20 protein-coding genes and 1 pseudogene are annotated in these 20,099 nt (G+C 68.9%); 9 read left to right on the top strand and 12 right to left on the bottom strand.

The genetic code is table 11. The annotated features are described in order from the left end of the window. Genes fliI through fliF form a run of 4 tightly spaced genes read right to left on the bottom strand, consistent with a single transcriptional unit; the run spans position 1 to position 4,963 of the window. Positions 1-1,545 (bottom strand): flagellar protein export ATPase FliI, encoded by a 1,545-nt coding sequence (fliI, locus tag KDW55_RS08410; protein WP_040142473.1) that lies wholly within the window; start codon positions 1,543-1,545, stop codon positions 1-3. Continuing rightward, a complete protein-coding gene (gene fliH, locus KDW55_RS08405; protein WP_040142471.1) occupies positions 1,539-2,222 on the bottom strand; it encodes a flagellar assembly protein FliH in 684 nt (227 codons plus the stop codon). Before fliH ends, fliI begins: the two co-directional genes overlap by 7 nt. Next, entirely contained in the window at positions 2,215-3,210 is a 996-nt protein-coding gene (gene fliG / locus KDW55_RS08400; RefSeq protein WP_040142469.1) for a flagellar motor switch protein FliG, read from the bottom strand. The genes fliH and fliG overlap by 8 nt, the downstream gene beginning before the upstream one ends. Then, positions 3,200-4,963 (bottom strand): flagellar basal-body MS-ring/collar protein FliF, encoded by a 1,764-nt coding sequence (fliF, locus tag KDW55_RS08395; protein ID WP_040142467.1) that lies wholly within the window; start codon positions 4,961-4,963, stop codon positions 3,200-3,202. Before fliF ends, fliG begins: the two co-directional genes overlap by 11 nt. A gap of 248 nt (positions 4,964-5,211) precedes the next feature. Between fliF and fliE the strand changes: the two genes are divergently transcribed. The 6 genes from fliE (at position 5,212) to KDW55_RS08365 (ending at position 9,378) form a co-directional block, all read left to right on the top strand. After that, positions 5,212-5,556, top strand: a complete 345-nt coding sequence (fliE, locus tag KDW55_RS08390; protein ID WP_040142465.1) for a flagellar hook-basal body complex protein FliE — start codon at positions 5,212-5,214, stop codon at positions 5,554-5,556. 286 nt (positions 5,557-5,842) lie between these two features. Continuing rightward, complete coding sequence (fliS, locus tag KDW55_RS08385; RefSeq protein WP_040142464.1) at positions 5,843-6,277, top strand: flagellar export chaperone FliS; 435 nt, start codon at positions 5,843-5,845, stop codon at positions 6,275-6,277. Further along, the gene (locus KDW55_RS08380; RefSeq protein ID WP_040142463.1) at positions 6,274-6,606 is read left to right on the top strand and encodes a flagellar protein FliT; all 333 of its coding nucleotides are present in this window, start codon (positions 6,274-6,276) and stop codon (positions 6,604-6,606) included. The genes fliS and KDW55_RS08380 overlap by 4 nt, the downstream gene beginning before the upstream one ends. Positions 6,607-6,681: 75 nt before the next feature. Then, positions 6,682-8,058, top strand: a complete 1,377-nt coding sequence (locus KDW55_RS08375) for a flagellar hook-length control protein FliK (RefSeq protein ID WP_209824729.1) — start codon at positions 6,682-6,684, stop codon at positions 8,056-8,058. Then, complete coding sequence (locus KDW55_RS08370; protein ID WP_040142461.1) at positions 8,055-8,375, top strand: EscU/YscU/HrcU family type III secretion system export apparatus switch protein; 321 nt, start codon at positions 8,055-8,057, stop codon at positions 8,373-8,375. Before KDW55_RS08375 ends, KDW55_RS08370 begins: the two co-directional genes overlap by 4 nt. Positions 8,376-8,643: 268 nt before the next feature. After that, positions 8,644-9,378 (top strand): PepSY-associated TM helix domain-containing protein, encoded by a 735-nt coding sequence (locus KDW55_RS08365; protein ID WP_212161815.1) that lies wholly within the window; start codon positions 8,644-8,646, stop codon positions 9,376-9,378. A 70-nt stretch (positions 9,379-9,448) separates the two neighbouring features. Here the strand turns inward: KDW55_RS08365 and KDW55_RS08360 are convergent, their stop codons facing one another. The 8 genes and pseudogenes from KDW55_RS08360 to KDW55_RS29740 all read right to left on the bottom strand — a co-directional run bounded on the left by KDW55_RS08360 (position 9,449) and on the right by KDW55_RS29740 (position 17,164). Next, the gene (locus KDW55_RS08360) at positions 9,449-10,474 is read right to left on the bottom strand and encodes an XdhC family protein (protein WP_040142459.1); all 1,026 of its coding nucleotides are present in this window, start codon (positions 10,472-10,474) and stop codon (positions 9,449-9,451) included. Between the two features lie 285 nt (positions 10,475-10,759). Next, positions 10,760-12,166 (bottom strand): amino acid permease, encoded by a 1,407-nt coding sequence (locus tag KDW55_RS08355; protein ID WP_040142458.1) that lies wholly within the window; start codon positions 12,164-12,166, stop codon positions 10,760-10,762. Positions 12,167-12,386: 220 nt separating this feature from the next. After that, the gene (gene rqpR / locus KDW55_RS08350; RefSeq protein ID WP_040144827.1) at positions 12,387-13,043 is read right to left on the bottom strand and encodes a response regulator transcription factor RqpR; all 657 of its coding nucleotides are present in this window, start codon (positions 13,041-13,043) and stop codon (positions 12,387-12,389) included. 8 nt (positions 13,044-13,051) lie between these two features. Next, positions 13,052-13,873, bottom strand: coding sequence for an ATP-binding protein (gene rqpS / locus KDW55_RS08345; RefSeq protein ID WP_209821195.1), 822 nt, complete (start codon positions 13,871-13,873; stop codon positions 13,052-13,054). 415 nt (positions 13,874-14,288) lie between these two features. Beyond that, a complete protein-coding gene (locus tag KDW55_RS08340) occupies positions 14,289-15,059 on the bottom strand; it encodes a ferredoxin--NADP reductase (RefSeq protein WP_040142456.1) in 771 nt (256 codons plus the stop codon). Positions 15,060-15,335: 276 nt separating this feature from the next. Beyond that, positions 15,336-16,166 (bottom strand): endonuclease/exonuclease/phosphatase family protein, encoded by an 831-nt coding sequence (locus KDW55_RS08335; protein ID WP_040142455.1) that lies wholly within the window; start codon positions 16,164-16,166, stop codon positions 15,336-15,338. A gap of 5 nt (positions 16,167-16,171) precedes the next feature. After that, positions 16,172-16,660, bottom strand: coding sequence for a hypothetical protein (locus KDW55_RS08330; protein WP_040142454.1), 489 nt, complete (start codon positions 16,658-16,660; stop codon positions 16,172-16,174). Between the two features lie 146 nt (positions 16,661-16,806). Then, positions 16,807-17,164: pseudogene (locus KDW55_RS29740) on the bottom strand (hypothetical protein). Positions 17,165-17,360: 196 nt separating this feature from the next. Here KDW55_RS29740 and KDW55_RS08320 point away from each other — a divergent pair. From KDW55_RS08320 to KDW55_RS08310, 3 genes are all read left to right on the top strand, one after another. Then, entirely contained in the window at positions 17,361-18,341 is a 981-nt protein-coding gene (locus KDW55_RS08320; protein ID WP_040142452.1) for an AAA family ATPase, read from the top strand. 103 nt (positions 18,342-18,444) lie between these two features. Next, positions 18,445-19,554 (top strand): NAD(P)/FAD-dependent oxidoreductase, encoded by a 1,110-nt coding sequence (locus KDW55_RS08315; RefSeq protein ID WP_069241852.1) that lies wholly within the window; start codon positions 18,445-18,447, stop codon positions 19,552-19,554. A gap of 145 nt (positions 19,555-19,699) precedes the next feature. Further along, positions 19,700-20,011: a high-potential iron-sulfur protein gene (locus KDW55_RS08310; protein ID WP_040142448.1), complete on the top strand. Its 312-nt coding sequence runs from the start codon at positions 19,700-19,702 to the stop codon at positions 20,009-20,011. Positions 20,012-20,099: the final 88 nt, after the last annotated feature.

The following is a 20,099-nucleotide window of genomic DNA, read 5'->3' as shown; positions in this document are numbered from 1 at the left end:
TCAGCCTCCGTTTCCGTCGAACAGCGCATCGAGTGCGGCAAGGCTCGACGCGAACGGCGCGCATTCGCGAAAGCCTTGCTGCAGGAACGATTCGATGCGCGGGTAGAGCGCGATCGCGCGGTCGAGCTGCGCGTCGCGGCCCGGCGCGTACGCGCCGACCGCGATCAGGTCGCGGTTGCGCTGGTAGCGCGACAGCATCTGCTTGAACTGCCGCACGCGGTCGAGGTGCGGTTCGTCGATCAGCGCGGTCATCGCGCGGCTGATCGACGCCTCGATGTCGATCGCCGGATAGTGACCGGCCTCGGCGAGTGCGCGCGACAGCACGATGTGGCCATCGAGAATCGCCCGCGCCGAATCGGCGATCGGATCCTGCTGGTCGTCGCCTTCGGTCAGCACCGTGTAGAACGCGGTGATCGAGCCGCCGCCTTCGGGCCCGTTTCCGGTGCGTTCGACGAGCGCGGGCAGCTTCGCGAACACCGACGGCGGATAACCCTTCGTCGCGGGCGGCTCGCCGATCGCGAGCGCGATCTCGCGCTGCGCCATCGCGTAGCGCGTCAACGAATCCATCAGCAGCAGCACGTGCTTGCCCTGGTCGCGGAAATACTCGGCGAGCGACGTCGCATACGCGGCGCCTTGCATCCGCAGCAGCGGCGACACGTCGGCCGGCGCCGCGACGACGACCGAGCGCGCGAGGCCGTCCTCGCCGAGGATCTGCTCGATGAATTCCTTCACTTCGCGGCCGCGTTCGCCGATCAACCCGATCACGATCACTTCCGCGCTGGTGTAGCGCGCCATCGTGCCAAGCAGCACCGATTTGCCGACGCCGGAACCGGCGAACAGGCCCATCCGCTGCCCGCGGCCGACGGTGAGCAGCCCGTTGATCGCGCGTACGCCGACGTCGAGCACGTGGTGGATCGGCTCGCGATCGAGCGGGTTGATCGACGGCGCCGACAGCGGCGCGTCGACCTTTGATGCGAGCGGCCCGAGCCCGTCCAGCGGGCGGCCCGACGCATCGACGACGCGCCCGAGCATCTCCCAGCCGACCGGCAGCCGCTTTGCGCCGGAGATCGCGCCGGCGAGCGGATCGGCGACCGGCGCGCTCTCCAGCGGCCACACGCGCGCGCCGGGCAACACGCCCGCGACGTCGGTGGTCGGCATCAGGAACAGGCGGTCGCCGGAGAACCCGACGACTTCCGCTTCCGCGTGCGGCAGCGTGCTGCCGGGCGGCAGTTCGATCGTGCATTCGGCGCCGACCGACAGCCGCAGCCCGATCGCTTCGAGCACGAGCCCGGCAGCGCGCGTGAGCCGCCCGCACGGGCGCAGCGGCATGGCGCGATGGCTGCGCGCGGCCAGCGCGTTCAGGTGCGTGCGCCAGTGCGCGAGATGGGGGTTGTGCGGCGCGCGCGGCGTATCGGCCGGCGCACCGGCCGGATCCGGCGCGGCGGCGTGCGCGCGTTGTTCGGGCCCGAACGATGCAAGCGCGAGTTCGCGCTCGAGCGGCGTCATGCCGTCGTGCGCAAGCGACTCGGGTGCGCGCGTCACCACGTGCTCACCTTGCCGATCGCGGCGGCGACGCGTTGCCAGCGGGTCGGCAGCGTCGCATCGACCTCCCCCGTCGCGGCGTGCGCGCGGCAGCCGCCGCGCTCGATCGACGCGTCGGTGCGTACGGTCCAGCCGAGCGTGTCGAGATCGTCCTGCAAATACGCTTCGACGACGGGCAGGTCGGCGGGGTTTACCGCGAGATGCGGCGCGCCGGACAACGCCGGCTCGGCGGCGAGCACGTCGCGCACGGCGGCGACGAGCGCGGCGGGATCGTGCTTCACGTGCTGGCGCACGACCTGCTGCGCGATGTCGAGCGCGAGTTGCGCGAGCTCGGACGCGAGATCGTGCTCGGCGCTCGCCACCGCTTCGCGAAACGATGCGGCGAGCGCGGCAAGCTGCGCGGCTTGTTCGCGGGCCTCGGCCTGGCCGGCCTCGAAGCCTTGCTCGCGGCCCTGCTCGAAACCGGCCTGGTAACCGAGCGCCTGGCCTTCAACGTGCCCGGCTGCATGGCCTTCGGCATGCGCGGCGTCGCGCACGCGCTGCAATTCCTCGGCGAGCGCGGCGGCGGCCGCTGCCGCGTCGTCGGGCGGCGGCGGCGGCGGAGGCGGATCGAACGACGCCATCTCCCACCGTTGATACGCGGTGAGGGTGCCGGCGCGGTCGCGCGCGGAATCAGACATACGCATCTTCCGCCTTGCCGCCGATCACGATCTGACCGCTCTCGGCGAGGTTGCGCACGATCTGCAGGATCCGGCGCTGCTGCGTCTCGACTTCGGACACGCGCACCGGGCCGCGCGCGTCGAGATCCTCGGCGAGCAGCTCGGCCGCGCGCTGCGACATGTTCGCGAGGAACTTCTGGCGCAGCGCGGGCGGGGCGCCCTTCAGCGCGATGATCAGCGTTTCCGATTCGACTTCCTTCAGCACCATCTGGATCGCGCGATCCTCGAGGTCGAGCAGGTTCTCGAACACGAACATCTGGTCGATGATCTTCTGCGCGAGGTCGGCGTCGTACTGGCGCACGCTCTCGAGCACGCCTTCTTCATGATTGCTCGTCATGAAGTTCAGGATTTCGGCGGCGGTGCGGATGCCGCCCATCGGGCTGCGCTTCAGGTTGTCGCTGCCGGACAGCAGGCCGGTCAGCACGTCGTCGAGCTCGCGCAGCGCGGCCGGCTGGATGCCGTCGAGCGTCGCGATGCGCAGCAGCACGTCGTTGCGCAGCCGCTCGGTAAAGCACGACGCGATCTCGGACGCCTGGTCGCGGTCGAGGTGCACGAGGATCGTCGCGATGATCTGCGGATGCTCGTTCTTGATCAGTTCGGCCACCGCGCCCGAATCCATCCACTTCAGGCCCTCGATGCCGCTCGTGTCGCTGCCCTGCAGGATCCGGTCGATCAGCACGCCGGCCTTGTCCTCGCCGAGCGCCTTGGTCAGCACGGAGCGGATGTAGTCGCTGGAATCGAGCGACAGCGCGGTGTGCTGCTCGGCTTCCTTCGCGAACTCCTGCAGCACGCCCTCGACCTGCTCGCGCGTGACGTTCTTCAGCGCGGCCATCGCCGCGCCGATCTTCTGCACCTCGCGCGGTGCGAGGAACTTGAATACTTCAGCGGCCTCTTCCTCGCCGATTGACATCAGCAGCAGCGCGCTCTTGGTCAGGCCTTCAGCGTTCATCGGACACCCAGTTCTTCACGACGGTGGCGACGATCTTCGGATCCTGGCGGGCGATCGTGCGCGCATAGTCGAGGTTGCGTTCGTAACGGTTCTTTTCGTTCTCGAAGCCGAGCAGCAGCGAATCCGGCTCGTCGGCCTGCTCCGGCGCGGGCAGGCCGTCGAGCGCGATGGTTTCCTCCGGCGCCGCGAGGGATGGCGCGGCAGGCTCGGGCGGCGGGAACGCGCGGCGCATCGCCGGGCGCACGAACATGAAATAGAGCGCCGCCGCGGCCGCCGCGATGCCGAGCCACTTCGCCGCTTCCTTCGCCATCGCGATCATGTCGGGCTGACGCCACCACGGCAGGTCCGCGTACGGATCGTTCGCGGTCGAGAATGCGCTGTTCACGACGTTGACCGAGTCGCCGCGCTTCTCGTCGTAGCCCATCGCGTCCTTCACGAGCTGCTCGATCTGCGCGAGCTTCGCGGGCGGCAGCGGCTGCATCGTCACGTGACCCTTCGCGTCGGCGACCGGCTGGTAGTTGACGACGACCGCGACCGACAGCCGCTTCACGTTGCCCATCGGCTGCTCGACGTGGCGGATCGTCTTGTCGAGCTCGTAGTTCGTCGTCTGGTCCTTGCGGTCGCTGACCGGCGTCGACTGCGGCCCGCTCTGGCCGTTGCCGGCGACGATCGGCGCGGAGGCCGGCTGCGGCGGCGTGTTCGACAGCGCACCCGGCACGCCCGACGCGCCGCCCTGGGCGAGCTCGGTCGCGGTGCTGGTCTGCTGGCTGCGGATCGCGGCCTGCTGCGGCGTGCCGTTCGGGCCGTAGCTTTCCGACGTCTGTTCGAGCTTCGAGAAATCGATGTCCGCGCTGACCTGCGAGCGCGCGTTGCCGGCGCCGAAGATCGGCGCGAGGATCGCGTCGATGCGCTTCTGCGTGTTGCGCTCGACCTGCTGCACGTACTTGAGCTGGCTCGCGTCGAGGCCGGATGCCGATGCGGTCTGCGTCAGCAGGTTGCCGTCCTGGTCGACGATCGTCACGTTCTTCGCCGGCATGTCGGGCACGCCGGACGACACCATCCGCGTGATGGCCTGCACCTGGCCCTCGTCGAGCACGCGGCCCGGGTAGAGGTCGACGAACACCGAGGCGCTCGGCGCTTCCTTGTCACGCACGAACACCGACGGTTTCGGGATCGCGAGATGTACGCGCGCGCCGCGCACCGCGTTGATCGACTCGATCGTGCGCTGCAGCTCACCTTCGAGCGCGCGCTGGTAGTTCACCTGTTCGGCGAACTGGCTGATGCCGAATTTCTGGTTGTCCATCAGCTCGAAGCCGACCGAGCCGCCCTTCGGCAGCCCCATCGCGGCGAGCTTCAGGCGCGTCTCGTGCACCTGGTTCGACGGCACGAGGATCGCGCCGCCGGCGTCGGCGAACTTGTAGGGAACGTTTGCCTGCTGGAGCGCGGCGATGATCGCGCCGCCGTCGCGGTCCGACAGGTTGCTGTACAGCACGCGGTAATCGGGCGTGCGGCTCCACAGCACGAGCGCGGTGATCGCGGCGATCGCGAACGCGACGGCGATCACGAACGGCAGCTTCGGGTTGCCCTTCATCCGCGAGATGCCGGGAATCCGTTCCGCGAAGCCGCCGAACCCGAAGTCCGCGCCGGCGCCGCCTGCGCCCGGCATCGCGGCGGCCGCGGTGGCGCCTGGCACCGGACTGGCGAGGCCCGTGCGAGCGTCGGGGTTGATCAGCGAGTTGGCCTGCGAATCCATGCGTGGAGTTTCTCCGGAGCGGGACGACTGAACCGCTCGGACGAGCGGACGGACAATGACACGATGCGATTATCGGGACCCGCGCGCGACTCCGATCGACCGAAAAGAGCGGGGTTTCACCCGTACTTTCACGGCTTTGGCGGGCGCCGCGCTGCTATCCTTTTTTGCGATCCGGCATGGTGCGCATCGTGCGGCGCCGGCCAGACGCCCGGCACGCCGGGTCACTTCTCTTGTGTATTGGGGACAGCATGGCTGCCAACGTCAGCGGAATCGGTTCGGTGTTGCAACAGATGCAGGCGATGGCCGCGCAGGCGAGCGGCGGCGTCGCAAGCCCGACGGCCGCGCTCGCGGGTTCGGGGGCCGCGACCGCCGGCACGTTCGCGAGCGCGATGAAGGCGTCGCTCGACAAGATCAGCGGCGACCAGCAGCACGCGCTCGGCGAAGCGCAGGCGTTCGAGGTCGGCGCGGCGAACGTGTCGCTCAACGACGTGATGGTGGACATGCAGAAGGCCAACATCGGTTTCCAGTTCGGCTTGCAGGTTCGCAACAAGTTGGTGAGCGCTTACAACGACATCATGCAGATGTCGGTTTGATGCAACGGGCATCCGGCGACGGGCATCCGGCGACGGGCATCCGGCGATGGCCGCCCGACGCGCGATCGCCCGGCGTCCGACCACCCGCCCGGCCGATCGAAGAGGGGCGGCCCGGACGCCACGGCCCTCGGCTGACGACTACCCGGCAGCCGCTGCTGCGACACGCGACCGGTAGTCCGCCCGACTAAAGCTTTTCAATTCCCTTCCGATAACTCTGGAACAAGGCCGCGCCATGCGATGCAGGGCGGCCGCCACCGCATAGCAAACGCATCACAAGGAGAAGCGCATGTTTTCCCCAGGACACGCTGGAGCCAGTGCGTACGCGCGTGTCGGCGTCGAGACCGGGGTCATGGGCGCGTCGCCGCACCGGCTGATCGCGATGCTGTACCAGGGCGCACGGCAGGCGATCGCGCTCGCGCGCATGCACTTGCAGCAGGGCAACGTGGCCGCGCGCGGCGAGGCGATCGGCAAGGCGATCGGGATCGTCGAGAGCGGGCTGCAGGCGTCGCTGAACCGCGACGCGGGCGGCGAGATCGCCGGGCGGCTCGACGCGCTGTACGCGTACATCGGCCGGCGCCTGCTGGAAGCCAACCTGCATGCGAGCGACGCAATGCTGGTCGAGGTCGACGGACTGCTCGCGACGCTCGAGGAAGCGTGGACAGGCATTGCGCCGGAAGTCGCCCGGATGGCCGCACAACAGGCGGCGGACGCGGTGCGATGAATCTGAAGGCCGAATACTTCGCTCGCTACGAGGCGCTCGCGGCCGTGTCGAGCCGGATGCTGTGCGCCGCGCGCGGGGCCGACTGGAGTGCATTGCCGGAGTTGCAGGCCGAGTTCCTGCGGCTCGTCGACGGGTTGAAGGAGGCCGATCCGGGCGTGACGCTCGACGAATCGGATCTCGGCCGCAAGCTCGCGCTGATCCGCCGGATCCTCGCCGACGACGCGGCGATCCGCGATCTGGCGAGCCCGGAAGTCGCGCGGCTGTCCGCGCTGTTCGAGGCGCGGCGCTCGACGAAGGTGTTGACCGATCTGTACCGCGCGCGCGGGTAGTGCCCGTTTGCCGGGGCGGCGGCCGCCGCGTGCCCGGATTCGCAACGAAGTGGCTGAGGTGAGCAGGCTCCGATCATGACCGGTATCGACTCCGTTGCGGCTGCCGTGCTGGCGAGCCGCCTTGACAGCCTGCTGAGCGGCACCGTGGCCGCGCCCGCCGGCGGCGGTGCGACCGCGCAGGTCGGCACGCCCGGCGCCGGCGCGTCGCCGTCGTCGTCCGCGAGCGCACCGCCGGCCGCGGCGCCGGCGTCCGCCCAGACCGCACTGTCCGACGTCGCGCTCGTGCTCGATGCGATTTCCCGCTCGGGCGGCGTCGCGACGCCGGCGGTCGCCGGACGCGCGCCGTTGCTCGCCGATCCGTCGGTGCTGCTCAGTCCGGCACCGGCCGTGGCGCCGGACCCGGCGCAGGCATCCGGGTCAGCCGTCTCGTCCTCCGCCGCTTCCGCCGCCTCACCGGCCGCAGACGTCGCCGCCGCTCGGGCCGCAGCGGCCGCGGCACCCGTCGCGGCGTTGCGCGCTGCGCTCGCGCAGGCCGTCAGCGAAAGCGGCCTCTTCTACGAATCTCATCTCGCGCAGTGGCTGGCCGGCCAGCGCCCGCTTGCCGCGCTGATGCGCGAACCGCAGGCTCAGCTTGCGACCGTGCCGGTGCAGGCTGCACCGGATGCCGCGCAACACCCTTCGGCCGACGAACTGGACGAACTGCTCGCGCAACGCCTGCCGTTGCCGGCGGCAACGGCGTCGCGAGCCGCCGTGCCACCCGGCGTACCGGAGACGCCCGGCGCGGCCCCGCATCCGTTTGCGCCGGCCCCGCAGAGCGCACCGGCTTCAGCGCGACCGGCGTCGGCTGCGGGCCTAGCCGAGCTGCCCGATCCGCTCGGCGAACATCCTGGCGCGCACTGGACGCCCGCGCGCGCCGAATTGGCCGCCGCGTCGCTGGACCCGCAGGCGCAGGCGCAGGCGTCGAACCCGGTGCATCCGGCCGCCGTGCCGCTCGTGCGCCAGCAGCTCGACGCGCTCGCGACCGACCAGTTCCGCTGGGCGGGCGAAGCGTGGCCCGGCGCGCGCCTCGACTGGACGATCGAGCCCGACGATTCGGGCGGCCACGCGTCGCGCGGCGGCGACGATACGGGCGACGGCATTGCGTGGCGCACGCGGCTCACGTTGACACTGCCGTCGCTCGGCACGGTCGACGCTGAACTGGTATTGAACGGCCGGCAGCTCGTCGCACGGCTGCGCGCGAATTCGGCCGGCGCCGATCGCCTCACACGCCACGAAGCCGCGCTCCGGCAGCGATTCGAGGGGGCCGGTCTGCAGCTCGGCGGGCTGTCGATCCGCGCGGTCGGCGACGAACCGGACGGCTTCGACCTGCTCGTCGCGCAGGCCGCGGCGGCCGCGTATGCGCGCAGCGCGGCCGGCGGCACGCCGGGCGCCGACGACGAGACTGCGCGATGAGCATGACCTCCCGCAAGCGCGCGGCCGCGCTCGTGTACGACCCGAAAGGCGGCGACAGCGCGCCGCGCGTGGTCGCGAAGGGCTACGGCGTGCTCGCGGAAATGATCGTCGCCCGCGCGCGCGATGCGGGGCTGTACGTGCATACGGCGCCGGAGATGGTGTCGCTGCTGATGCAGGTCGACCTCGACGACCGGATTCCGCCGCAGCTGTACCAGGCGGTCGCCGACCTGCTCGCGTGGCTGTACGCGCTCGATCGCACCGAGCCGGCGGCGGGCGACCCCGCACCGCACTTCCCGCTGCCGCCGCTGCGCCGCTGACCGGCCGCTTCGCATCGCCTTCTTGCGAATCGCTATCGCGTGCTTTCGACGCGATTTCGCCGTCATCTGCGCTCATCCGCTTGCCATTCGCACGCACGGCGCGCACATCGCCGCTTCATTCGCCGCCCTTTGTTCCGTGCGCGACGTATGCGGACCGATTGAGACCTCGCGCAGTTTGTGTAATGATATTCATTCTCATCTTATGACACGGCGGGCGGTGCACGTTTCGGTGCACCGCCCGTTGCTTTGAACGAATGGAATCTTTCGCGTGAACGCACCCGAAACGATCGCCCCGCCGCCGGCGGGCACGCCCGCCGCGGGCGTCATCGTGCTGCATCCCGCCGCACGTTCGCTGAGCGATGCCGAGCGCGCCGCGCGCCGCCAGCGTTCGCGCCGTGCGACCTTCATCAAGTGGCTGCGCAAGGTGCACGGCTGGGTCGGGCTATGGGGCGCGGTGCTCGGATTGCTGTTCGGCGTGACGGGCGTGGTGCTGAATCACCGCGCACCGCCGCTGAAGATCCCGACCGGCGAGCCGCAGGTCGAGGAGCTGCAGATCGGGTTGCCGGATCCGGCGCCGAAGTCGCCGGCCGCGATGACGAAATGGTTGCAGCAGGAGCTGCACTTCGACGGCCGGCCGGGGCGCGTGCGCAAGGAGCCCGCGCAGCCGGTCGCGTGGGGCGACCGGCGCGTGATGCAGCCCGAGCATTGGCAGATGGGCGTGTTCGGGCCGCACCAGAACCTGCAGGCCGAATACTGGGTCGGCAACGGCTATGTGTCGGTGAAGCGTACCGGCAACACGTTCCTGACGACGTTGAACAACCTGCATCGCGGTGTCGGCATGAATGTCGGCTGGGTGCTGCTGATGGACACGATCGCGGGGTCGCTGATCCTGCTGTCGCTGACGGGCGTGTTGTTGTGGACCGAGCTGAACAAGCGCCGCACGGTCGGCGTCGTGCTGGTGGTCGGGTCCGTGGCCGCGGCGCTCGCCGCGGGCCTGGCCTGACGGTCGACACGCGCCGGTCGGCGGCCGGCGCCCCGCGCGCCGGGGCGGCGCCGATGCGCCGCCGACGGCCTCACAGCCCGCAGGTCGCGCCGTTGTTTGCCGCGATTTCACGCGCGGCCTTCGCGCCCTCGACCTGCAGGATCGTCGGCAGCGACACGTTGTTCTTCGCCGCGGTGACTTCCGCGAGGATCGAGATGGCGATCTCGGGCGGCGTGCGGCTGCCGATATAGATGCCGGCAGGCCCGTGCAGCCGCGCGAGTTCCGCGGCGCTCAGATCGAATTCGAGCAGCCGTTCGCGCCGCGCCGCATTGTTGCGCCGCGAACCGAGCGCGCCCACGTAGAACGCGGGCGTTTTCAGCGCCTCCATCAGTGCGAGATCGTCGAGCTTCGGATCGTGCGTGAGCGCGATTACCGCCGACCGTGCGTCGAGCTTCATGTCGAGCACCGTGTCGTCCGGCATCGTGTGCACGACGCGCGTGCCCGCGACGTCCCACGCATCCGTGTACTCGTCGCGCGGATCGCAGACGGTGACCTGATAGTCGAGTCCGACCGCGATCTGGCACAGATAGCGCGACAACTGCCCGGCCCCGATCACCAGCATCCGGTAGCGCGGCCCGTGGATCGTCACGAGCCGCTCGCCGTCGAACGCGAGCCCGTCGGTCGCCTGCGCCGGCGACAGCGACGCGCGACCGGTCGCGAGCGTCATCGTGCGGGTCACGAGCCGGCCGGCTTCGACTTCCGCGCACAATGCGGCGATCCCGCTGTCGCGCGTGAGCGGTTCCAGCACGAGCTGGATCGTCCCGCCGCAGGGCAGGCCGAAACGGTGCGCTTCCTCGGCCGTCACGCCGTACTTGACGGCTTCGGGGCGCGCATCGGCTGCGATCCCGCTCGCATGCACGCGGGCGATCAGGTCGTCCTCGATGCATCCGCCGGACACGGAGCCGACCACGAGCCCGTCCTCGCGCACCGCGAGCATCGCGCCCTCGGGGCGCGGCGACGAGCCCCACGTCTTCACGACCGTCACGAGCAGCACGCGACGCCCTTCGTCGAGCCAGCGCGCGCTTGATTTCAGTACATCGAGATCGACGCTTTCCATCATGTATTCCTGTTGCCGGAGGCCCGCCGGCGCGGACCGTCGTTCGATGGCGCGATTATGAACCGCCCGGCGCGCGCGTGCAGGCAGCGTGCGCGTCAGCGGCGCAAATGCGGACGATCGGGCAAGATTCCGCGACGATCGGGCAACCGGCGCGCGCGGGCGCAGCGCGCTGGCGCACGCGTTGCGGCCGGAGGTTCGACAACGAGAGGGGGGCGTGCCGCACGGGACCGGTCGCGGCCCGGTGCGGCGGCACACCGCCGCGCGGCATGCGCGCGGCGGCGCGGGTCAGTGCGCGTCGTGCTGACCGCGCGCGAGTTTCGAGTGGTGGCGCGAATACAGGAAGTAAATCACGAGGCCGATCACGAGCCAGATGCCGAACGCGGCCCACGTGACGGGCTGCAGGTTGAGCATCAGGAACAGGCATGCGCCGACCGCGAGGATCGGCACCACCGGCACGCCAGGGCAGCGGAATGCGCGCGGCAGTTCCGGGTGCGTGCGACGCAGCACCAGCACGGCGATCGACACCATCGAGAATGCGGCGAGCGTGCCGATGTTGATCAGTTCGGCGAGCACGTTGAGCGGCACGAGCGCGGCGATCAGCCCGAAGAACAGGCCGACGAGCCAGGTAGTCAGGAACGGCGTCGCATAGCGCGGATGCACGCGCGACAGCGTGGCCGGCAGCAGCCCGTCGCGCGACATCGCGAAGATGATCCGCGTCTGGCCGTAGCTCATCACGAGGATCACGGTCAGCATCCCGAGCACCGCGCCGAGGTCGATGAAGCCCGCAACCCACGTCTCGCCGGCGATCTGCAGCGCGTACGAGATCGGGTGCGACACGTTCGCGTACTGCGCAGACGGGACGATGCCGGTCGCGACTGCCGCAACCGTCACGTACAGCACCGCGCACACCGCGAGCGACGCGATGATGCCGATCGGCAGGTCGCGCTTCGGGTTCTTCACTTCTTCGGCCGCCGACGACACCGCGTCGAAGCCGATGAACGCGAAGAACATCACGGCGGCGGCGCCGAACACGCCGTTCCAGCCGTGCGGCATGAACGGCTTCCAGTTCGCGGGCGTCACGTGAAACAGGCCGACCGCGATCACGAGCAGCACCACCGAGACCTTGATGAACACCATTACGTTGTTGATGCGGGTCGACTCGCGGATGCCGAGCGACAGCAGCGTCGTGATCACCAGCATCACGAGGAACGCAGGCAGGTTGAACCACGTGACGACGCCGGGAATCGCGCCGGGCGCGGCCGTCAGCACGGTCGGCAGCGTGAGCCCGAAGCCCTGCAGCAGCGACTGCAGGTAGCCGGACCACCCGACCGACACGGCCGATGCCGCGAGCCCGTATTCGAGCATCAGATCCCAGCCGATGATCCACGCGACCAGCTCGCCGAGCGTCGCGTACGAGTACGTGTAGATCGACCCTGCGACCGGAATCGTCGACGCGAACTCGGCATACGACAGCGCCGCGAGGCCGCAGGCGATCGCGGCGATCACGAACGACAACATCAGCGCCGGGCCCGCCTGCACGGCGCCCGTGCCGGTCAGCACGAAGATGCCGGTGCCGATGATCGCGCCGATGCCGAGGAAGGTGAGATCGATTGCGCCGAGTGCTTTCTTGAGCCCGGCGCCGTGCGCGCCGGCGATCATGCGATCGACGTTTTTCTTGCGGAAGAGGGACATTGCGGATGTTTCTCCAGCGCGCGCGAACGCGGCGGCGCCGACTGAGTGAAAACCCGGAATTTTAGCCGATTTGGCGTGAAAGCCTCGCTGCGGCGCAGCGGTGCGTGCGGGAATCGTTCGACAAAACAAACGCTTGCACGCGATTGGGCGGCCGCGCCGGCGCCGGGCGCGGCGAATCGGGCGATGCAGGTCCGGTCCCGGCGCGATGACGCCGGGCGGATCACGCGCCCGACGCGGGCGCCATGTCGACGAGGCGGTTGCTCATCACGTAGAACGTCAGCTCGGCGTTGTTCGACAGCCGCATCTTCTCGAGCAGCCGCGAACGGTACACGCTGACCGTCTTCACCGACAGCGACAGCGTGTTCGCGATGTCGGTGAGACGCTTGCCGGACGCGAGCATGCAGAGCGTCTGGTACTCGCGGTCGGACAGCTTCTCGTGCGGCAGCGGCTCGTTCTCGAACGACACGTATTCGGCAAGCGCTTCGGCCATCGCCGGGCTCACGTACTTGCGGCCCGCCGCGACCTGCTGAATCGCGCCGATCATCTGCGCGGCATTCACCGTCTTCGACAGATAGCCGGCCGCGCCGGCCTTCAGCGCGCGCACCGCGTACTGGTCCTCGCGGTACATCGAGAACATCAGCACCGGCGTCGCGGGCAGCTTGCGCTTGATGCGCTTGAGCAACTCGATGCCGTTCGTGTCCGGCAGCGAGATGTCGAGCAGGATCACATCGAAGGTGTCGCGATCGATCGCGGCTACCGCATCGGCGCCGGTCTCCGCTTCGGTCACTTCCCGGGCCACGCCGCGGTCGATGAGCAGATGGCGGATCCCTTGCCGGACGATCGCGTGATCGTCCACGAGCAGGATGTTCAGACTCATGGCGACCCTCAGCGCGACGTGCGGCGCGCGGCGGCCGGCACCGCGAACAGCGAATTCCACGCGAAACGCGCGGTGACGCGCGTGCCCTGGCCCGAAGCCGGCGCGCGGGTGTCGAAGCTGCCGCCGAATGCCTCGCAGCGGGCGCGCATGCCCGCAAGGCCGTAGCCGGCACGCCGGCCGCGCGGGAAACCGGTCCCATCATCGGTAACGATGAGGGACAGATGTGTGCCGTTGGTGTCGATCCGTACGTCGGCGGACGCCGCGCGCGCATGCTTCGCGACATTCGACAGCGCTTCCTGCGCGACGCGGAAGATCGCGAGCGCGCCGGCGCCGCCGAGCTGCGTGAGCCGCGCATCCGCCGCGCACACGAAGCTCGTGCGCAGGCCGGTGCGTGCCGCGTGCGTGTCGACCCACGTCGACAGCGCGCCGACGAGGCCGCCGTCGAGTGCCGGCGTATCGCGCTCGTCGATCAGCCGGCGGTTCGCGTCGGTCGCGGCGTCGAGCGCCCGTTGCGCGAGTTCGAGCGCGCGCAGACAGCCCTCCGGCGCATCGGCCGGCAGCCAGGTTTGAACGTTTGCGAGCGCGAAGCGCGCGGCGGTGAGTTCGGCGCCCAGCCCGTCATGCAGCTCGCCGGCGAGATGGCGGCGGGCCGCTTCGTCGGCGACCATCAATTCGGTGGACAGCGCCGCGATCCGCGCCGCGGATGCGTCGCGCGTGTCGCGTTCGGGGAGGGCGCCGACCATGACGGCAGTAGCGGTGCAGCCGTGTGCGAGCTGCCTCGACGGGAACGGGGCGTGAGCGCCCGGGGGCGCGTTGAGCGACGTATCCATGACTCTCCCTGCTGTCAGAAAGCGGTTCAGACACCGGCTGGCTGCGTGAATCGACGGTCGCTTCGATGACGGCCGTCGCCGGAGAATCGCCTCATGCCGAGGTAACAAAAGTTACATTTAGTAACGTTTGAGTCCGACCCTCCGCGGCTCGCCCGATCGGCGAGCACGCGGGGCGAATAATATCCCAAAAAAACGGAAAACGTCATGCTGGGCGGCCATTTAAGGGTAAATGTGAATAATCGGAATGAAGGTGTTGTAGGAAAAACACCGACATGAAAGCACCTGCGGGGCGCCCATCAAAATGTAACTATTTGAGATGGAATGGTCGCAGTTTGTTACGAATTCGCCAAGCCCGGACGAAAAAAAACCGGAGCTTTCGCTCCGGTTCTTGATGCGGCACAAATTCGGGGATCGATCAGTCCACGAATGCGCGCTCGATCACGTAGTGACCGGGTGCGCTGTTCTTGCCTTCGACGAGACCGGCCTGCTTCAGCAGCTCGGTCGTGTCCTTCAGCATCGCGGTGCTGCCGCACAGCATCACGCGGTCGTTTTCCGGCGAGAACGGCGGCACGCCGAGATCCGTAAACAGCTTGCCCGTCGCGATCAGGTCGGTGATCCGGCCCTCGTTGTCGAACGCTTCGCGCGTGACCGTCGGGTAGTAGACGAGCTTTTCCTTGATCACGTCGCCGAGGTATTCGTGGCCTGGCAGGTCGTGCTTGATGTAGTCCATGTACGCCAGTTCGCCCTTCAGGCGGCACGTGTGCGTCAGGATGACCTTGTCGAAGCGTTCATAGATGTCCGGGTCGCGGATGATCGACATGAACGGCGCGAGGCCCGTGCCCGTCGACAGCATCCACAGCGTCTTGCCGGGCAGCAGGTTGTCGGCGACGAGCGTGCCGGTCGGCTTCTTGCCGATCAGCACGGTGTCGCCGACTTTCAGGTGTTGCAGGCGCGACGTCAGCGGGCCGTTCTGGACCTTGATGCTGAAGAATTCGAGGTGCTCTTCGTAGTTCGGGCTGACGATCGAGTACGCGCGCGCGAGCGGCTTGCCGTCGACCTCGAGGCCGACCATCGTGAATTCGCCGTTGTTGAAGCGCAGGCTCGGCTCACGGGTGCAGGTGAAGCTGAAAAGCGTGTCGGTCCAGTGGTGGACGGATTGGACGGTGGCGGTGTCGTATTTGCTCATGGCTTTGAAAACGGACGCGCGTAGCGGACGCGTGTAACGGGCCCAAAAACGGGCAAAAAACCGAGTGCGTCGGCCCGATCGCGGATCGGCCGGCCGGCGCGTCGGACACGCGCCCTCTCGATGACAGACGATTGAATAACTCGCTATTTTACCCTGCTTGGGGCAGATGCGGGCTTGACCCGCGCGGCTGCGCGGATTTGGCACAACGCATCGTTTCAACGAGCTTTCAGTGCTCGCTCGCGCCCGGGCCGGCGAGTGCGCGCCGCACGGCCGCGGTCATGGCGCGGCGGATGGTGCGGGATCGAGGCGCAGCCGCGCGATATACGGCAGGTGGTCCGACAGCCACGCGGTTTCGCCGGACGGCGCCTGCCATTCGAGCGGCGTCAGTCCGCGCACGAACATTTTGTCGAGCGCGAGCGCCGGCGAGAATGCGGGGAACGTGCGACCCGACTGGCCGAGCAGTGTCGCGACCTCGGACAGCCCGATTTCGCCGAACAGCGCGACCGAATCGTTGCGCCAGTCGTTGAAGTCGCCGGCGAGCACGAGCGGATCGTCGCCCGCGTTGCGCACGATCCAGTGCGCGATCCAGTGCATCTGGCGCAGCCGCGCGGCGCGCGTGAGCGCGAGGTGCGCGCACAGCAGCGTGACGGGGCGCGAGCCGGCGAGCGTCGCGCGCGCGACCAGCAGCCCGCGCCGCTCGAAGCGGTGCGCGGAGATGTCCCAGCGCCCGCCGAGATCGAGCGGATGCGGCGACAGGATTGCATTGCCGTGCCGCCACGACGGCTTGAACACGTTCGGCCCGAGCGCGATCTGCCAGTCGAGCGCTTGCGCGATCTCGGTGGCCTGGCAGTGCCATACGTCATCGACCGCGTCGTCCATCGGCGCGCCGAATCCGGCGGCGAGCATCGGACGGGGCATGCGGCGCGCCATCGCTTCCTGCAGAAAATACACGTCGGCGTGCGTCGACTGCATCCAGTTGCGCATCGCGTTCCACGCGGTGAAGCCGAGCGGCGAGCGGCCCTTGTGCAGGTTCCAGCTGACCGCGGTGATTTCGTCGGGGGCGGCGTGCGGTTCGGCGAACGGCAAGGACAGGGCGTCTGCGGACATGGCGCTCAGTCCTTTGCGACGTGCGCACGCACGCGGTAGACGAGATGCGGATGCTGCTCGACGAGCGTCCAGTCGGTCCACGCGTCGGCGCCGACCGCGAGGCCCGGATGGCTCGCGACGATCTGTCGCGGCGACGCGGGCACGCATGGATCGCTGCGCGTCGCGGTTTCGTCGTCGAGGGTTTCCTGCACGTCGAGCGCGAGCGACACGGTGTGTGCTGCGTCGTCGACGGCGAGCGGCGCGACAGTCACGGAGCGCGAGCGTTCGGTCGGCACGACGCGCGCGGCATTGCCGCAGCCGACGGGCACGGCGGACGGATAGCGGTGAGTGTCGGTGCGGGTCTGACCGACGGTGGTGCGCTGCTGGAACGTGTCGATCGTCTGACCGTCGCGCACCACCTGGATCTCCCACGCGACGGCCGCCGGTGCGGGGCTTTGCGCATGGGCGGCGAGCGCGACGCTCGCGAGCAGGACGGCCAGGCCGTGTTTCAGCATCGAACTTCTCCGGAAACGCGGGATAGCGGGGAACGGACGCACATCTTACGCCCGATCGATCTGGGCGGTGGTGTGACCGGAATCGTCGCGGCAGGTTCGCAGCACGATCCGGTCCTGATCGGAAGGTAGGTGCACGCCGCGCGTTTTCAAGCATAAAGGCGCGCGAACCCGGCCACGCCGGCGCGCTCGGTGACGAGGCGGTTCTCGATCGCGTCGCGGTCCGCATGGACGAGCGACATTCCGCAAACGCGCTGTTCGTTCGCGGGGATGTCGACATGCTTGGCGACGATCCGGTGAAACGGCACGAGCGCGGCTCGCGGGCAGGTGTCGAGGCCGCGTGTGCGCGCGGCTTGCAGCTTCGAGGATCGCCTCGAGCGTGTCGCGCGGCACCGCTTTCGGCCGGAACGCGCGAGTCGCGCGGTGTGACCCGAGTGCGGCGTCGACGGCTGCGCCAGCGCGGGCGGCGCCGGTACCGACGCGCGGTTCGGCAGCGGCAGCGGACATCGGCAATCCATCGAAACGAAGCGCGCCGCATCGGCCGGTGAACCGTCGATCATACGCCGCGCGCCCCGACGCTGCAGGCACGCGTTGTGTTAGCAGCAGACGCGTGCGGCTGCTTGCTTGCACGCGCGTGCGGGATCGCTACACTGAATTCGTAAGGGTCTGATGAGTGTGCAACGGCAGCAGCAGAGAGGTTGGTATGACGACGGCGATGGTGAAACAGGAACTGGCGGTGGCGTCCTTCAGCACGGTGTACGACCTGGAGCAGGTCGAAACCGCATTGAACGACCTGAACGAGAGCGCGAGCGATGCACTGCGCGCCACTTACGAGCGGATGCTCAAGACCGGCAATCTGCGCTTTTGCGTGAAGCCGAACCGGATGCCGTCGTTCGACGAACTCGACGACGCGCTGCCCAATTTCACCGAGCCGCTCGGCGACGTGCGCAAGCAGGTCGCGCTGTGCCTCGAGACGGAGGACCGGCTCGAACTGATGCCGATCCTGCTGCTCGGGCCGCCCGGGATCGGCAAGACGCATTTCGCGAAGGCGCTTGCGCAGTTGCTCGGCACCGCCTATCACTACGTGCCGATGAGTTCGCTGACGGCCGGCTGGATCCTGTCGGGTGCGTCGTCGCAGTGGAAGAACGCGAAGCCCGGCAAGGTGTTCGACGCGCTTGTCAACGGCAGCTATGCGAACCCCGTGATCGCAGTCGACGAGATCGACAAGGCCGGCAGCGACGCGCAATACGATCCGCTCGGCGCGCTGTACGCGTTGCTCGAGCATGACACCGCGCGCGCGTTCGTCGACGAATTCGCCGAAGTGCCGATCGACGCGGGCAACGTGATCTGGATCGCGACCGCGAACGATGCGCATGCGATTCCGGAGCCGCTGCTGAACCGGATGAACGTGTACGAGATCGCGCCGCCGGATGCCGCGGGCGCGCGGCGGATCGCGCGGACGATCTACGACGAGATTCGCTCGTCGCATGCGTGGGGGCGGCGCTTCCCGGACACGCTCGACGACGACGTGCTCGACGTGCTGGCCGCGACGCCGCCGCGCACGATGCGCCGCGCGTTGCTGCACGCGTTCGGCGCCGCGCGGCTCGCCGGCCGCGACGTAATCGCTCCGTCCGACATTCGCGCGGACGAGGGCGCGGCGAAACGCCGGCCGATCGGATTCTGAGCCGCGGCGCGCGTATACATGGATGCGCGTGCATCGGCAGGCGGGCGAACCGGGACGTACAATTCCAATCTCTCCCCTCGATGCGTGAGCGATACGTAACGCTATGGAGCAGACGGATTGTGTGGTGATCGGCGCGGGCGTCGTCGGTCTGGCGATCGCACGCGAACTCTCGCTGCGCGGGCGCGAGACGATCGTGCTCGATGCGGCCGACGCGATCGGCACGGGCACGAGCTCGCGCAACAGCGAGGTGATTCACGCGGGGTTGTACTATCCGCGCGGCTCGCTGAAGGCGACGTCGTGCGTGCACGGGCGCGATCTGCTGTACGAATTCTGCGACACGCACCACGTGCCGCATCGGCGCGTGGGCAAGCTGCTCGTCGCGACGAGCGCCGCGCAGGTGAAGCAGTTGAAGGCGATCGCCGCGCGCGCGGCGGAAAACGGCGTGCTGGACCTGATGCCGCTCACGCGCACCGAGGCGCAGACGCTCGAGCCGGCGCTCGAATGCGTCGAGGCACTGTTCTCGCCGAGCACCGGCATCGTCGACAGCCACCAGTTGATGCTCGCGCTGCTCGGCGAAGCCGAGCGCCACGGCGCGATGTGTGCGCTGAAGTCCCCGGTCGAATCGATCGACGTGCTGCGCGGCGGCCGCTTCGTCGTGCGCACGGGCGGCGATGCGCCGACCGAGATCGAAGCCGCCTGCGTGATCAACAGCGCGGGTCTCGGTGCGCAGGCGCTCGCCCGCCGCACGCGCGGCCTCGACTCGCGCTGGGTACCCCCGCTCTATCTCGCGCGCGGCAACTATTTCAGTCTGTCGGGTCGTGCGCCGTTCTCGCATCTGGTCTATCCGATGCCCGACCGGGCCGGGCTCGGCGTGCACCTGACGTTCGATCTCGGCGGGCAGGCGCGCTTCGGGCCGGACGTCGAATGGGTCGATGCGCTGCGTTACGAAGTCGATCCGGCGCGCGCGCCGGCGTTCTATGCATCGATCCGCGCGTATTGGCCTGCGTTGCCCGACGGCGCGCTGCAGCCGGCGTACGCCGGCATCCGGCCGAAGCTCGCAGGGCCCGGCGAGCCGCCGGCCGACTTCATCGTGCAAGGCGCCGCGCAGCACGGCGTGCGCGGGCTCGTGAACCTGTTCGGGATCGAGTCGCCGGGGCTGACCGCATCGCTCGCGCTCGCGCAGCGCGTCGGCGACATGACGTCCCGCGCGTGACGGCGCCGGCCCGCGCGTGCGGGCCCGCCGTGTGAATTCCCTTATCTCCGGCATTTCGGCGCGCACATTCGTGCGCTTGGCGGTTATTCTGTTGAGCGCCGTCGCCAGAACGGCTTTCAAACCGATAACGTTGGAGCGAGTCCCCATGAAAGCAACCCGTCGGAGTTTCCTGATCACGAGCATTGGCGCGGTGTCCGCGCTGGCGTTGTCGCGCGAAGCGCTGGCCGATGCGCCGATGCTGTCGGAAACCGATCCGACCGCCGTGGCGCTCGGCTACAAGGCCGATGCGACGAAGGTCGACAAGACGAAGTATCCGAAATACGCAGCGGGCCAGGATTGCGCGGCCTGCATGCTGTACCAGGGCAAGAAGGGCTCGGCTTCGGGCCCGTGCGGCGCGTTCCCCGGCAAGCAGGTGTCGGCGAAGGGCTGGTGCAGCGCGTTCTCGAAAATGGGCTGATGCCCGTCGCGGCATCGTGCAATGCCGCAATGTGGCGAAAACCGCACAACGCCCGCCATCGGACGATGGCGGGCGTTTTTTATGCTTG

Source organism: Burkholderia sp. AU19243, assembly GCF_018148075.1.
GTDB classification, from domain to species: Bacteria; Pseudomonadota; Gammaproteobacteria; order Burkholderiales; family Burkholderiaceae; genus Burkholderia; species Burkholderia latens_A.
The sequence above is the reverse complement of the archived record's forward strand: the minus strand, read 5'-3'. Positions and strand labels throughout refer to the sequence as shown.